The organism is Sorangium sp. So ce131 (genome assembly GCF_051519095.1).
Classification (GTDB): domain Bacteria; phylum Myxococcota_A; class Polyangia; order Polyangiales; family Polyangiaceae; genus Sorangium.
In genome coordinates this window covers 2,719,583-2,733,894 of the sequence record NZ_CP150455.1, presented here as the reverse complement: position 1 = coordinate 2,733,894, position 14,312 = coordinate 2,719,583, and the positions used below count along the sequence as shown (strand labels likewise).

Annotated in this window: 10 protein-coding genes; 4 read left to right on the top strand and 6 right to left on the bottom strand. The window is 72.9% G+C overall.

What is annotated here, in order from left to right; translation table 11 throughout:
* Positions 1–5: 5 nt before the first annotated feature.
* Positions 6–3,461 (bottom strand): nitric oxide synthase oxygenase, encoded by a 3,456-nt coding sequence (locus WMF43_RS10125; RefSeq protein WP_437679288.1) that lies wholly within the window; start codon positions 3,459–3,461, stop codon positions 6–8.
* 568 nt (positions 3,462–4,029) lie between these two features.
* Here WMF43_RS10125 and WMF43_RS10120 point away from each other — a divergent pair.
* Complete coding sequence (locus WMF43_RS10120; protein ID WP_437679287.1) at positions 4,030–4,926, top strand: DUF5995 family protein; 897 nt, start codon at positions 4,030–4,032, stop codon at positions 4,924–4,926.
* On the opposite strand, the gene rlmN is transcribed toward WMF43_RS10120, so the two are convergent.
* Positions 4,904–6,160: a 23S rRNA (adenine(2503)-C(2))-methyltransferase RlmN gene (rlmN, locus tag WMF43_RS10115; protein WP_437679286.1), complete on the bottom strand. Its 1,257-nt coding sequence runs from the start codon at positions 6,158–6,160 to the stop codon at positions 4,904–4,906. The genes WMF43_RS10120 and rlmN overlap by 23 nt on opposite strands.
* A 670-nt stretch (positions 6,161–6,830) precedes the next feature.
* Here rlmN and WMF43_RS10110 point away from each other — a divergent pair.
* Together WMF43_RS10110 and WMF43_RS10105 are read left to right on the top strand one after the other, a co-directional pair.
* A complete protein-coding gene (locus WMF43_RS10110; RefSeq protein WP_437679285.1) occupies positions 6,831–8,498 on the top strand; it encodes a hypothetical protein in 1,668 nt (555 codons plus the stop codon).
* A complete protein-coding gene (locus WMF43_RS10105) occupies positions 8,499–9,482 on the top strand; it encodes a hypothetical protein (protein WP_437679284.1) in 984 nt (327 codons plus the stop codon).
* Positions 9,483–9,548: 66 nt separating this feature from the next.
* Here WMF43_RS10105 and WMF43_RS10100 read toward each other — a convergent pair whose 3' ends face one another.
* The 4 genes from WMF43_RS10100 to WMF43_RS10085 form a co-directional block, all read right to left on the bottom strand.
* Positions 9,549–9,959 (bottom strand): HEPN domain-containing protein, encoded by a 411-nt coding sequence (locus tag WMF43_RS10100; protein ID WP_437679283.1) that lies wholly within the window; start codon positions 9,957–9,959, stop codon positions 9,549–9,551.
* Between the two features lie 16 nt (positions 9,960–9,975).
* Positions 9,976–10,389 (bottom strand): nucleotidyltransferase domain-containing protein, encoded by a 414-nt coding sequence (locus WMF43_RS10095; protein WP_437679282.1) that lies wholly within the window; start codon positions 10,387–10,389, stop codon positions 9,976–9,978.
* A gap of 101 nt (positions 10,390–10,490) precedes the next feature.
* Positions 10,491–11,303 carry an alpha/beta hydrolase gene (locus WMF43_RS10090; protein ID WP_437679281.1) on the bottom strand — a complete coding sequence of 271 codons (813 nt, stop codon included), beginning with the start codon at positions 11,301–11,303 and terminating at the stop codon, positions 10,491–10,493.
* Between the two features lie 417 nt (positions 11,304–11,720).
* A complete protein-coding gene (locus tag WMF43_RS10085; RefSeq protein ID WP_437679280.1) occupies positions 11,721–12,734 on the bottom strand; it encodes a CAP domain-containing protein in 1,014 nt (337 codons plus the stop codon).
* A gap of 738 nt (positions 12,735–13,472) precedes the next feature.
* Between WMF43_RS10085 and WMF43_RS10080 the strand changes: the two genes are divergently transcribed.
* Positions 13,473–14,312, top strand: a complete 840-nt coding sequence (locus tag WMF43_RS10080; protein WP_437679279.1) for an SDR family oxidoreductase — start codon at positions 13,473–13,475, stop codon at positions 14,310–14,312.

Sequence of the window (14,312 nt, the reverse complement as noted above, 5' to 3'; positions counted from 1 at the left end):
CGCCGCTACGCCCCCTTCGGCGCCTTCCACGGATCGTCCTGGTACAGGTAGTTCGGCTTGAGGATCCGGTTCTCCATGTCGGTGTGGAACACCGGCGTCAGCGATCCCGACATCGGCGGCACGATCCAGCTCCAGTCCGCGTAGACCGGGCGCTTGCACTGCCGCTCCTGCTGCTCGAACTTCTTGAAGTAGTCCGCGAGCGTGTGGTGATCGAGCATGCGCACCTTGGCCTGCCGGAACGAGTGCAGCACCGCGACGTTCAGCTCGACCAGCGCGGCGTCCTGCCACAACGTGTCGCTGCGCGACCGGTCCAGCCCGAGCCGCTCCGCGATCACCGGCAGCTGGTTGTAACGCGTCACGTCGCTCAGGTTGCGCGCGCCGATCTCGGTCCCCATGTAGAAGCCGTTGAACGGCACCGCCGTGTAATGGACCCCGCCGAGGTCGAGGGCCATGTTGCAGACCGCCGGCAGCGCGTGCCACTTCAGCCCGAGCTCGGCGAACCACGCGTGGCGCGGGTGCTCGATCGGCACCTCCAGCACCCGCTCCGGCGGCAGCTCGAACCACCGCGGCCGGCTGTCGCCGATCTGGACGATGATCGGCAGCAGATCGAAGCGCGTCCGCGCCCCGCCCGGCCAGCCGAGCGACAGCGCCTGCTCCGTCAGCTCCACGTTCGCCGGGTCCCCGAGGATGCTCCCGTCCGGGAGCCGGTAGCCCGCATACCGGACGATCTGCCCGTTCCAGATGCGGATCCGCGGCGCCCACGGCCGGAACGCCGTCAGCGTCGCCCGGATGTCGCCCCCGTTGGTCGCCAGGTCGAGGTGCTCGAGGATCGCCTGGAAGACCTCCTCCTCCGTCTTCAGGTGCCGCATGTCCCGCACGTGGAGCGTCGACCAGAAGAACCGCCCGATGCACCGCGAGCTGTTCCGCCACGCGAGCCGCGCCCCGTACGTGAGCTCGTCGGCCAGGTGCGTGTACGTCCCGTGCTGCTCCAGGCTCGCCCGCACGTCCTGCCAGCGCTCCTCGAAGGCGGACGGCACGCCGAGCTCCGCGTAACACTGGCGCAGGAACACCTCGGCCTCGGTCCAGACCGACGCGGGCGGGGTCGGCTTCAGGTGGAAGGAGCCGTGCTCGACCGGGCACACCCCGCCGGCGACGGGCGCCGCGCCGGCCCGCCGCAGCGGCGTCGGCCGGATCGCGCCGGCGGTGTCGACGTTCGACGTGAACAGCTCGCGCTGGATCATGTCCTCCGGCCAGCCCGCCGCGCAGAGGTGCGCGTGCACGTCGCGCATGAAGCCCTCGGGACCACACACGAGCGCCCGCGACCCGGGGCGGTACGGGTACAGCTCGGCCACCTCCTCCTTCGTGATCCGCCCGGCGGCCCGCGTCTCGCGCAGCCGGAAGGCGGCGCCGGGCGTGCGGCCGGCGATCGCGCGCAGCTCCTCCTCGAAGTAGACGAAGTCCGCGGCGCGCGGCGCCGACCAGTCCAGGTGGAAACGCGGCGCGTCGGCGCGGCCGCCCCCGTCGAGCGCCCGCAGCATCGCCATCGCCGGCGTGACGCCGATCCCGCCCGCGAGGAAGACCACCCGGTCGACCGGCGGCGCCGGCAGGACGAAGCTGCCGCGCGGCGCCGAGGCGCGCAGCAGCGAGGCCGCGGCGCGCTCGCACAGCCAGCGCGAGAACACCCCGAGCTCCTCGCGCTTCACCGTGATCTCGTACTCCCCGCCCAGGCGCGCCGGCGCCGAGAGCGTGTACGCGCGCGCCATCCAGCGCCGGTCGAGGTACCCCTGCACGAGCACGTGCTGCCCCGGCGCCGACCCGGCCGGCGCGCCCCCGATGGGCGCGAGTGTGATCCGGAAAATCCCGGGGGAGAGCTCCCGCGCGCCCCTCACCTCGGCCTGCGTCAGGCCCGGCGCGCCGAACATCTCCTCGATCGCGGGGCGGCAGCCGCCGCAGATCTGGCCCGCGCGCGTCCGCTCCGACAGCTCGTCCGCGCTCGCGCAGCCGGCCTCGATCAGGGCCGAGATCTGGCCTCGCCTCACGCCGGCGCAGTTGCACACGATCTCGTCCGGCTCGAGCACGGCGGCGGCCTGCTCGAGCTTCAGCTCGCCGAGCTCGCGGAACGTCGCGAGCTGCCAGCCGGGCAGCGGGGCGCGCGCCATGAGCAGCCGCATCGCCGCGGGGAGGCCCTGCCACTCGCCCTCCACGTGCAGCCCCGCGAGCTGCCCGTCCGACACGAGCAGGGCGCGACGCTTCTCCGGATCGCCGCACGTCACCCACCGGAGGCCGTCGACCGGCGCGTCCAGCCATCGCCCCGCGACGCCGCTCCCGTCGAGCGCGCGGCAGAGCGAGAGGATCCGGCCGCTGCCGTCGACCACCTTCGAGATCGAGGCGGGCTTGCCGGCCAGCGCGCCCGCCGCGGCGCCCTGATCGAACGCCCCCTCGCTCCGGGAGAGCAGCCCCTGCCCGGGGAGGAGGTGCACGCTCACGAAGTCGAGCGCGCTCCGCTCGGCCCACGCGTCGACGCTCGCGGGCGGCAGGTCGAGCCAGGCCTCGCCGGCGCCTGCCGGGATCCCCTCCCTGGCGAGGCTCGCCCAGCCCTCGATCAGCGCCTCCGCCGCCGCCTTGCGCAGGCCCGCCTGGACCAGCGCGGCCGCGGCCTGGTCGGCCGGCGTGTCGACGTACCGCAGCGCGAACGCGTCCTCGCGGAGCAGCTGCTGGACCAGGGTGTCGAGCCGCTCCCGCACGCCGGCGGTGAACTCCTCGAAGTCGATCGTCCCGTCCCGGTTCACGTCCGCCGCCGACAGGACCGCCTGCGCCTCGTCGGGCGCGTACCCGAGGCCCCGGAGGTAGGGCAGCAGCTCGTCCGCGCTGAGCGCCTGGCTGTGGTCGCGATCGATCTCCTCGAACCGCTTCCGGGCGAAGCGCGCGCCCGCGAGGTTGGCCCGGATGGCGCGAGTGAGCGCCTCTGCCACCTCGGCGCCGGTGCAGGCGGCCGGGCCGCAGATGACGGGCGGCTCGGCGCCCGGCTGCTCGAGCGCGCGCAGCGCCGCGCGGGCGACGTCGGCAGGCGCCACCCAGGGCAAGGCGCCGTCGCCGAGCGGCAGGGGCAAAGTGCGCCGGAGCCGGATGTCCTCGCGCCAGAAGCTCAGCGCGCTGAGCAGGGGGCCATGCCATACCGCCGTCACCTTCCGACCCGAGGCGCGCACAAATGCCTCAGCGTCGCGAATCTGCCGCCCCACTTTGCCCGAGGGCGGGAAGTACGGCGCCACCCAGAGGAGGTGCGACGCGCCCGCCTCCAGCGCCGAATAGAGGAACGTGCGCGCGGCGACGCTCGGATACGCGAGATCCGCCGTGCTCAGCACGAGCGCAATGACGGGCTCCGCCGGCTCGAACGGCAGGGCCTGGAGGAACGACGCCAGCTCGTTTTTGGGCTCGGAACAGACGATTTTGAGGAAGCTCATGGTTTCGACGAAGTGATGACCCAGGGATCGCGCTGCCCTCGCGCACGGAGGAGCGACGCGCCGACGACGCGCGGCGGCGCGCTCGTCGCTCGAGCTCCAGGATACGGCGCATCGCCCCGCGGGCCGAGATTCCGACGTACTCCTGCGGGGTGTCGCATCCTGTCGCTGCACGCCCTTCCGGCGCGCCGGGCATCAGGGCATCCCGCATTTTTCATGAAGGTTCTCCGTCCGCGCGTAACAATCTGCCCCATGGGGCAATTTGGCGCTCAGGTCAGCTTTCTCACCTTATCCGCCAATGACGCCGAGTTGACGACCGCAGGTCGACCCCGCGTCGGCGGGTCGCGGAGCGACGGCGGGTAGCGAACGCGCTCGGCCGGCGGATTCCGATCGCGGGACGCCGCTGGATTCGCTGGAAATCACTCGCGGGCCGCGGTGGCGGCTGGGGCCGTCTGCGCCGCGCGCGCGCGCTCGAGCGCGGCGCTACGCGTATCGCGGATCCCCAACGCTGTGTACGGCTGCGCACTGGACATAGAGGCACGATCCTTGAATCCGCTCGCTCAGCGCAGCCATGAACACCCTTACTTCGGACGGACACCTGGCGACGATGAGCAAGCAGACGCGGTCGTCGACCGCGTGCCGCCCCGCGGCAACGCCCGCGCGTCACGCCGTCCTGCAGGGCGTGACCATGAAGCCCGCTAACGTCGCCGAGGCGCTCGTCGCGCTGGAGACGGTGGCCGCGCGGCTGCGCGAGCGGAACGACCCGCGGGCGGTGTTCCCCGACGTCTACGCCGTCATCACGCGCCGCGTGAAGGAGGCGGTCGTCGATGGCCGCGACGACCGGTTCCTCGAGCCCGCGTGGATCTCGCGCCTGGCCGGGATCTTCTGCGAGTTCTACCTGCAGGCGCTGGAGGCGTCGCTCGACGGGCGCTCCGCCGGGATCGAGGCCTGGGACGTCGCGTTCCGGTGCAACGCCGGCAGCGGGACGGCGGCTGCGGTGCACGCGCTGCTCGGCATCAACGCGCACATCAACTACGACCTGGCGCTCGGGCTGTGGCAGAACATCGTCCAGCACGGCGCCGCGCAGGACGCCCGGCTCCTCCGCCGCTACCGCCACGACCACGACCTTGTGAACGAAATTCTCGCCGAGGCGATGCCGGAGATCTTCGAGATCCTGAGCCGGCGTTACGGCTGCCCGCTCGCGCGGATCGCGACCTTCACGAAGGACGTGCAGCGCGCGGTGTCCAGCACCGTGCTCTTCATGCTCCGCGGGTGGCGCGACCGCGTGTGGGACGACCTGCTCTGCCTGCTCGCGACCCGGAGCGAGGCGGACAGGCGCGCGGTGCTCGCCGGGATGAACCGGCACGCGGGCAAGCTCGCGCGCATGATGGCGACGGGCAACGGGGCGCTCCGCGCCGGCGAGCCGCTCTTCCGGACCGCCGCGGTCAAGCTGGCGCTGGCGGCGTGAGCCGGGCCATCCCCGCGAGCTGACCGCAGGCGCCGCCGACGTCGCGCCCGCGCGGCCGGCGCACGAGCGTGGTCACGCCGTGGCCGGACAGGCGCGCCACGAAGGCGTCGAGCCGCTCGGGCGACGGCGGCCGCAGCGCCGGGTCCGGGCCGGGGTTGCACGGGATGACGTTCACCCGGCACCGCAGCCCGGCGACGTACGCGGCGAGCAGGTCGGCGTCCTCGGGGGCGTCGTTGTAGCGGTCGAAGAGCACGTACTCGAAGAGCACGCGCCGGCCCGGGGGCAGCGAGGCGGCGAGCGCCTCCTTGAGCGCCGCCATGGGGAAGCGCGCGTTGACCGGCATGATCCCCTGCCTGCGGGCGTCGTCCGGGGCGTTCAGGCTGACGGCGAGCTCCGCGCGCGCGCCGCGGAAGAACGGGGCGATCTTGTCGGCCACGCCGACGGTGCTCACGGTCACGTGCGACGGCGCGAACCGGAACACCCGCGGGTCAGTGAGCAGGCGGATCGCCCGGAGCACCTCGCCGAGGTTGTCGAACGGCTCGCCCATGCCCATGAAGACGAGGTTCCTGAGCGGCGCGCCCGCCCGCTCCGCCGCGAGCGCGCGCGCGACGCGCACCTGGTCCACGATCTCGCCGGCGGTGAGCTGGCGCGCGAGCCCGAGGCGGCCCGTCTCGCAGAACGAGCAGGCCCGGGCGCAGCCGACCTGGCTGGAGACGCAGAGCGTGGTGCGCGCCGGCCCGGGGATGAGCACCGACTCGATGAGCGCGCCGTCGCGCGCGCGCAGGACGAGGCGGAGCGTGTCGTCCGCCGACGGCGCCCGCTCGGCGACCTCGAGCGACACGCCGGGGTCGAGCGCGAGCAGGGCCTCGTGCGCCCAGGCCCCGATGCCGAGCGCGGCGAGCGCGGGCGCGTCCCAGGCCGGCGCGCCGGGCGCTGCGCCGGGCGCGCCGTCCGCGTGCGCGCCGTCCGCCCCTGCCCCGTCCGTCTGCGCGCCGTCCGCCTCCGCCCCGAACGCGTAACGCAGCACCTTGCCGGCCACCGCGCGCGCGGCGGACGTGGTGCCGCCGGCCTTCTGGAGGAGCTCGGCGAGCGAGCCCGCGTCGTGGTCGGCGAGCCGCGCGCCGGCGCGCGCGCTCCTCCGGAGCAGCGAGCGACCTCGGTCCCGCGCCTGCTCCGGCGGGTCGCCGGCGCGAGGGGCCGGCGCGATCTCCTCGGACGTGTCCGGCAGCCGCATGGGGCACCAGCTAGCACGCCGCGCGCGCCGCCGCGCGGCCAAGCTTCGCCGCGGCGCCACGGTCGCCGCACCGCCATGTCGCCGCGCTGCCACACGGTCGCCGCACCGCCATGTCGCCGCACCGCCATGTCGCCGCTCGCCACGGTCGCCGCGCGATCACGGTCGACGTGTGTTTGTCAATCGCTGCACGATGAGCCCGGCTGAACCCCGCCCGCTCAGAGAGGAACCTGGGCGCCGTCTGGGGCCATCGGGTGGTCAATCTGTGGACAACCCTGTGGACTGCCAATCCCGGCTCAACCCCGTGATTTTTGGGTTGCAGATCGGTTCCGAAGGGGGGAGTTTAGCGCCCGGAAGTTCTGCGGTGCCTCGGACCGCGGAGTGCCCGAGATCGCAGAATCCTGGTGGCGTCGGCGGGACGTGGTGCGTCCATGCCCCGATCTGGTCCTGGCCAGCGCCGGGGTGGATGAGCTGTCCGCTCCCGTGAGCACATGCGGCCCGGGCATCCGTGAAGGTGCCAAGGGCGTGGTGTGGGTACTCCACAACCTGGGAACAACCTGTGGATTACCGTCCAGGCCTGACGCCGCCGCGGGCGGCGGGCAGGTGGACAGGGCCTAGACGGGCGAGTTTTTGTGGAGCTCACGGCTTCCCGCGTGGGATACGTTGCCGGCCGATGTCCGCACGCAACGGCTCCGTTCCCAGCGCGCCGCGCGCGCTGCTCGCGATCGCCGCGGGGAGCCTCTCGGGGTGGCTCGTCGCGGGCGACGCCGCTGCGCAGGCGCGGCCCCGGGACGCCCAGGCCGAGGCGGTCCTCAACGAGGCGCTGGGGACCGACTACCTCGAGACCCGGTTCGATCAGGCCGAGCGCAAGCTGCGGGCCGCCATCGACGCCTGCGGCGAGGCGGGCTGCTCGCCGGCGGTCAAGGCGCGGCTGCTCGTCGCGCTCGGCTCCGTGCTCGCCCAGGGCAGAAAGGAGCTGGGGGACGCGCGCGACGCGTTCGCGGACGCCCTCCGCGTCGATCCGTCGGCCAAGCTGGACCCGGGCCTGGCGACCCCGGAGGTGGCGTTTGCGTTCGAGCAGGCGCGCGTGGCAGTCGGCGTCGGCGCGCCGCGCGCCGGGGCGTCCGACGCGCCCGCAGCGGCCGGTGCGCCCGCGGCGGCCGGCGCGCGGCTCCAGATCGCGCCGCCGCCCGAGCAGCGCGTCCGCACGCCCGTCCCCCTGTTCGTCGAGGTCCCGGCGGACCTCCTGCCCAGCGTGAAGCAGGTGACCGTGTGGTACCTGCCGCCCGGGGAGGACGAGTACCGCCCGCTCGTCATGAAGAAGCTGAGGGGCCAGGCGTTCGGCATCAACGTGCCGTGCGCCGCGGTCGAGAAGGAGGGGACGCTCCGCTACCACGTCGCCGCCGTCGACGCGGACGGCGCGATCCTCGCGAGCGCGGGCGCGCGCGACGCCCCGCTGAGCACGGAGATCAAGGCGCGGATCGCCGGGGCGCCGCCGCGCTGGCCCGGCTTCGCGCCGCCCGCGACGTGCGCGGCGCCGGAGCGGCAGGGGCCGCGGCAGTGCATCGACGACCGCCAGTGCAACCGCGGGCTCACGTGCGCCGGCGGGGCGTGTGTCGCCCGCGCCCCGGCCAAGGCCGCGCCGGAGGTCCTGCGGAGCTGGGTGTCCCTCACCTTCTCGCCCGACGTCGCCCTGCTCTCGGGCAAGGACGTGTGCACCTTCGCGTCGCAGCAGCGCGACAACTTCGTGTGCCTGCGCGGCGACGGGAGCCGGTACGACGGGACGCCGACGCCGGGCGTCGCGGACGACATCAATCTGGGCTTCGCGCTCGCGACGCTGCGGGTGGCGCTCGCCTACGACCGGCTGCTGCTCGACAACCTCACGGTCGGCGGCCGCGTCGGCTTCGCCGTGGGCGGCACGACGGACGGCGGGGCCTCGTTCCTGCCGCTGCACCTCGAGGCGCGCGCGCAGTATTTCCTGACGGCGCGGCCCTTCGAGCGGATCGGCGTCCGCCCGTTCGCGCTCGCGGCCGTCGGCGTGGCGCAGGTGGACGCCGACGTCGACGTGGAGGTGCTCGAGGACGCCGGCGCGTGCGGGGCCGACCCGCTGGACATCGCGAGCCCGTGCACGAGGCCGGGCCGGAGCGGCACGACCGAGCCCCGCCAGCAGACGCTCTCCGCGACCAAGCAGGCGGGCCAGGCGTTCGCGTCGGTCGGCGCGGGCGTTGCGTACGCGCCGCTCGAGGGCGTCTCGTTGAACCTGGCCCTCCGCGCGGGCCTCACCTTTCCCGCTGTCACCGCCGTCCTCTCCCCGGAGGTCGGCCTCTCGCTGGGGTTTTGAATGGCCGAGTCCTCGGATCCGCGCCGGGGCGCGGCGCGCGCGGAACATCCACCGCACGCCCTGCGCAACCCGAAGATAGAAGAGGCGATCGAGCGCGCCGCGACGTCCGGCGATCCGGCCGAGCTGCTGGCGCTCCTGGAGCGCAGCTCCGGGCTGCCCGCCCGGCGCGGCGGGGCGCGCGCGCCCGGCCCGGATCTCGGCCCGAGCGCCCCGCTGCCGCGCACGAACCTGGAGCTCGCGCGGGCGGTCGGCGCGGCGATCGCGGACCGCGGCGCGGCGGCCGAGCGCCTCGTGCGCGCGCTCTGCGCGAGCGCGGAGGAGTACGCGCTCATCGTGGCCGCGCAGGCGCTCGCGGCGCAGGCGGCGCGCGGCGGCGACCGCGCGAAGGGGCGGCCCGGCGCGCGATCCGCGCCGCGCGCGGCCGGCGAGCCGCTGCGCGACCTCGAGCAGATCGCCGAGGATCCGCGGCGCCTCGTGCGCGACGGCGTCATCGCGGCGCTCCGCACGATGCTGGCGGCGCGGGGCGACGTGCTGGTGGCCGAGCTCTCTTCCTGGACCGACGGATATTTACAGGCGCACGCCGCGCTCGAGGCGCTCGCGGACCGGACGTTGCTCACCGGGATCTCGGCGGGCGCGGAGGTGGTCGCGCGGCTCGAGGAGGCGTTCGCGCTCTCGGATCTCTCGCCGCGGGCGGACGAGCGGCTGCAGGGGCTGCGCCTGCTCCGGCAGGGGATGCCCGCGCAGATCGCGACGCTGGCGGGCCGTTTCCCCGAGGTCGTGCGCTGGCTCGAGGAGAAGACGCGCGCGGAGCGGCCCGAGTCGCGCGACGTGGTGGCGCAGGCGATCGCCGCGCTCCGGAAGGGGTCGTTCTCCGACGCGGAGACCGCGCGGCTCGCCGCCGCGCTCGCGGCGACCGCGCCGGTGCCGCGCTACGCGGCGCGCATCGTCCAGGGGACGCGCAAGCGGAGCAAGGGGCGGAGATAGAGGGGCGGCGACACGGAGCCTTCGATGCTCTCCGGATTCGCCGATGTCGCTGACCAGGCTGGGAGCTCAGCGGATCGGATCTGGTTTGCCGGCAGGCGCCCCCTTCTTGGCAAGGTCGACGTGAAAGCACGAGGCAGCCTGCTTGAGGGCGGCTTCGACCTTGTCGGCCATCTCATCGAACTCGCTTCCCGTCGGCGGTTCCTGTATTCTGCCCGACGACGTGGGGTAGCGATAGGTTGTAGCGTATGCGGCGAGATCCTCTATGTCCCGCAGCGCGGGTTTCAGCGGGTTCTCGTCGGGCACCAAGTTCACCATCTCTTCCAAGTGGTGTTTGATGCCGGCGTGCTTGCCCTCCGACGTCAAAACCGCCCTGATAACCTTCTCGGCGGCCTGCTCGCACAGGTAAATCGCGTTGCGATTACCGCGGGAAGCCAGGAGTCGAGCGCCGTCCAGATCTTCCTTCGCGATCCTGAGCATGTTCGCGATCAGAACATTAGCGCTCATAGATCAGCACCCCCTCGCTCGCGACGTCGTAGGCAATCGTGTTGACGGTTTCACGATCCGCGACGAAGTCGCTCCGCCGGCACAGGAGCACATCCGCCGGCACCCCCGAGCCCTTCTGGAGCCGCCAGGACAGCAAAGGACTGAGCTCGCTCTCGTCAATGTCATCCGGCACTACGACTAGCAGATCCCAATCGCTCCAGGGCCTTGCGTCGCCCCGCGCACGACTCCCGAACAGCCATATCTGTTCCGGGTGGCACCTGTCCTTGATACGCGCAAGGAGCGTCTCAACCGGGCTCAGGTCGATGGGCCGACCCCGAGCATCTTCGGCAGCCTCCCGAACGGCGACCGTCCCGGACCTGCCCGACGGTGCCCGCCCACCTGCCTGGCTGGTTCTCGTTCCCATGTCGTGCTTGATGGTAGCACACCCGGGAGACCCACCGCCCCTACCGCTGCGCGCCTACATGGGTCAGGGAGACGCGTAGCTAGCGATGCGCCCGCCCCCGCTCAGGCGGCCTGCTGCTCCCCGTCCGTCCCCCCGCCGTCGCCCGCCGGCTGCTCCTTCGCCGCCTCGACGAACAGGAACTGCAGCGCCCCCGGCGCCCGCCGGCGCCACGCGTCCTCGCTGTGGGTGCCGGCCTCGTCCGGGCAGAAGAGGAGGCTCTGGTCGCCGTAGCCCCGCTGGCGCAGGTGCTCGACCAGGCGCGCCGCGTCGCGCAGCACGGAGCCGTCGTCCTCCTGGGCGCCCGCGTCGATGTAGAGCCGCGAGCTCGCCGGCACGGCCTGGGACGCGACGAAATCGAAGATCTTGCCCCCCGCGAACCAGAGCGAGGGCGACATGCAGAGCGCCGCGCCGAACACGTCGGGGCGGCGGAAATGGGCGTAGAGCGCCGCGAGGCCGCCCATCGACGAGCCGCCGATCGCCGTGCCGTCCGGGTCGCGCCGCACCGCGAAGCGCTCGCGCACGGCGGGCACGATCTCGGAGGAGATCCAGCCCAGGACGCCGTCGAGCCGGCCCTCGCTGCCCTCGGCCGGGAACGGCGACAGCTCGGTCAGCCGCTCGCTCCCGCCGTGATCGATCCCCACGAGGACGGGCGCCGCGAGCCCCCGCCCCACGAGGTCGCGCACGGCGTGGTGCAGGTGCCAGCCGCCGGAATAGGAAGGGTCGTCGTGGAAGACGTTCTGCCCGTCGAACAGGAAGAGCACGGGCGCGGGCTCGGCTTGCGCGCCCTCGCTGGGCAGGTAGACGCGGACGTTGCGCTCGCCCTGGAAGCCGGGGATCTGGTACGGCCCGAGGAGATAGATGATGTGTTCGGCCATGACGATTCCAATCGACAACACGCCCGCCACGGCGGCGCCGCATGTCCCCAGGAAGGCGGGAAGCCCCGGATCCGCGTGGGACTCCTCGCCTCCCTGGGTGCGACCTTCCGACCGGCGTGAGACCCTGTCCCCCACCCCGCTCGGACGCCGTGCGAGCGCGCCCGCACTCCGCGGGCGACGCCCTGGAACCGGCCGTATCGAGCTGGGCTCTGCGACACATCGCTTCGCCCATGGATCGGCCGTCCCACCGTGGCAGCGTCCAGCGTTAGCAATCGCCGGGCCGTCTCCCTCATCGGTTAGCGTCGTCACAGCGACATCGCACGGAGGCGCTGATCTCCGGCCCCCCCGGCCAGGTCCGCTGTAGCAGAACGCCTCACGCGTGACAGGCTGCGCCGAGCAGGCGCGCCGCGTCGACCGTCAGTTGCAGCTCGCGTCCGAGGTTCCGCCGAACACCGTGGTCCAGTAGGAGCCGTACTGGCCGCCTCCGGTCGCCCGCCCGATGCCGATGACCTTGTAGGAAGCGCCGCGCATGTTGGTGTCGTGGCCGGGCGAGTTCTTCCACTGGTCGAACGTCTTCTGAGCCTCCGAGTTGCCGGCGGCGATGTTCTCGGCCATGGCGGTTCTGCCGGCGGACGCATAACAGGCGTTGGCCGCGCGGTCCCACGGCGAGCGGCCGTCCTGGCTATCGTGCTTGAAGTAGTTGTGGTCGCGCATGTCCTCGCTGTGCCCCTGGGCGGCGCGGCTCAGCGCGGTGCAGGCCGAGAGCGCGCCGAGGCCGTTCTGTGCGCGGTACTCGTTGATGATTCGGAGGAAGGCCTGCTCCTCGGTGTCGAGCAGCGTGGTCTCGGGCCCGGCGCCGGCGCACGTCGAGCAGGCGCCGCAGTCGCTCGAGCAGCTCGAGCAGTCCTCGCCCGCGCCGCAGGTGCCGTTGCCGCAGACCTCGCCGCCGCCGCCGTCGCTGCCGCCCGCGCCGTCGCCGCCCGCGCCGTCGCCGCCGGCGCCGTCACCCCCAGCGCCGGCGCCGCCGTCCGGGCTCTCCGGGGCGCACGCCACCTGCACGCGCAGCCGCTTCCAGGATCGCCTGCACGGATCGCCGCCGAAGGTCGCGTTGTCCGCCTTCACGGTGCAGCTCTGCTTCCCGACGCACGCGGCCTCGACCACGGACTTCGACGTGGGCGCGTCGCACGAGCTGACCGTGTAGCTGCCGCACGCCCCGGAAGGCGTGCCGTAGCTCGCGAACTCGACCGCCGTGATGACGTTCCCGGCCGGACAGGAGACCGAGACCTGCCCGCCCTCCCGGGCGCTGCCGCAGATCGATGAATCCAGCGACTCGGACGTCTCCTCGGACAGCTCCTCATCCACGTCGGCCGAGCTGAGACAGCCAACGATGGAACCTCCAGCGAGGAAGGCGAGGACAAGCGTTCGATGCACGGCACTCATCAGTAAGCTCCTTTTCTATAAGCCTGTCCTGGCGCAGCCCGCCCCGAGACCGCGGCTCGCGCCGGCAGGTGCCAGTGGGCGCGCGGCGCCTCGACAGGCCGCACCAGTACAGCGTTGTTCAGGGGGCGGAGTGACGCTCGGAGCGCCGCGGCGCAGCGCAACGCCTCCCTTCAGTTCGCTCACAACACGGTGTCACCCGACCGCCGGCATGTCCAGGGGTGAATGACGCGAGAACGCATGATTTGCCGCCCAAACGCTGGATCTTTCCGGACGCCGTGTAACCGGCCCGCGCAGGGCTCGACGAGAGGAGAATTCTTCAACGAGGTTCGGTTGGAGGCGCGGCGAGGAGCCCATCGGATACCCCAGCTCCACTGAGCCGAAGGGTAGGTGTTCGTGCTCCGAGAGGAACCAGCGGCGTGCGGCGGATCATGGCAGCTCCTCGGTTGCAGGCGCGGGGAACGTCTGTCCGCCAGATCCGTGGGTGTCGACCCGGCAGATCCGTGGATGTCGGCCCGATGATGCTCCCACGGGTTGGCTGGACCACAGCCCTCCTCACGCGAGACGCGAGATCGCGCGCGTCGCGCGGCTCAGCGCTGCCGGGCAGCAGGGCGCGAGGACGCCGCCCGGTCACGTCCACGGCAGAGCTTGCCCTTGCGGTCCGCATCACAGCTCGGGCCGCGCGCCGCAAGGCCGCACCCCGGGGCAGCGCCTGTGCTATGACCGCCCTCGATGCGCCTCAAGGATCGCGTTGTTTTCATCACCGGGGCTTCCCGCGGAATCGGCCGGGCCGTCGCCCTCGCCTGCGCGCGCGAAGGCGCCGATATCGTCGTCGCCGCGAAGACGGAGGTCGCCGAGAACCCGCGCCTCCCGGGGACGATCCACGATGTCGCCCGCGAGGTCGAGGCCCTCGGCCGCCGCGCGCTGCCCGTCAAGCTCGATGTCAGGGACGACGAGGCCTGCAAGGCCGCCGTCGCCGCGGCCATCGAGCGCTTCGGCCGCGTCGACGCGCTGGTCAACAACGCCGGCGCGCTCTGGTGGGCGGATGTCCTGGACACGCCCGTCAAGAAGTTCGACCTCATCATGGGCATCAACGTGCGCGCCTCGTTCGTGATGTCGCAGGCCGTCCTCCCCCACATGATCGCCCAGAAATACGGGCACATCGTCATGATGTCGCCCCCGGTCGACGCCGCGGCCTGCGCCCACCACGGCGCCTATGCGGTCTCGAAATTCGGCATGACGATGATCGCCCACGCCATCGCCGAGGAGTACGAGGCGCACAACATCACGGCCCACGCCCTCTGGCCCGCCACCGCGATCGAGAGCTACGCGACCATCAACTTCGGCCTCGGCGGCCCCGAGCTCTGGCGCAAGGCCGATATCATCGCCGACGCCACGCTCGCCCTGCTCTCGCGCGAGCCGTCCGCGCGGCGCGGCAAGGCGTGGATCGACGAGGCCCTGCTCCGCGAAGAGGGCGTCACCGACTTCTCCAGGTATCAGTGCGCGCCCGGCGTGGAGCCGCCGCATTTCCCCTTCACGGCGATCCCCCAGACGACCACGACCAGGAAATGA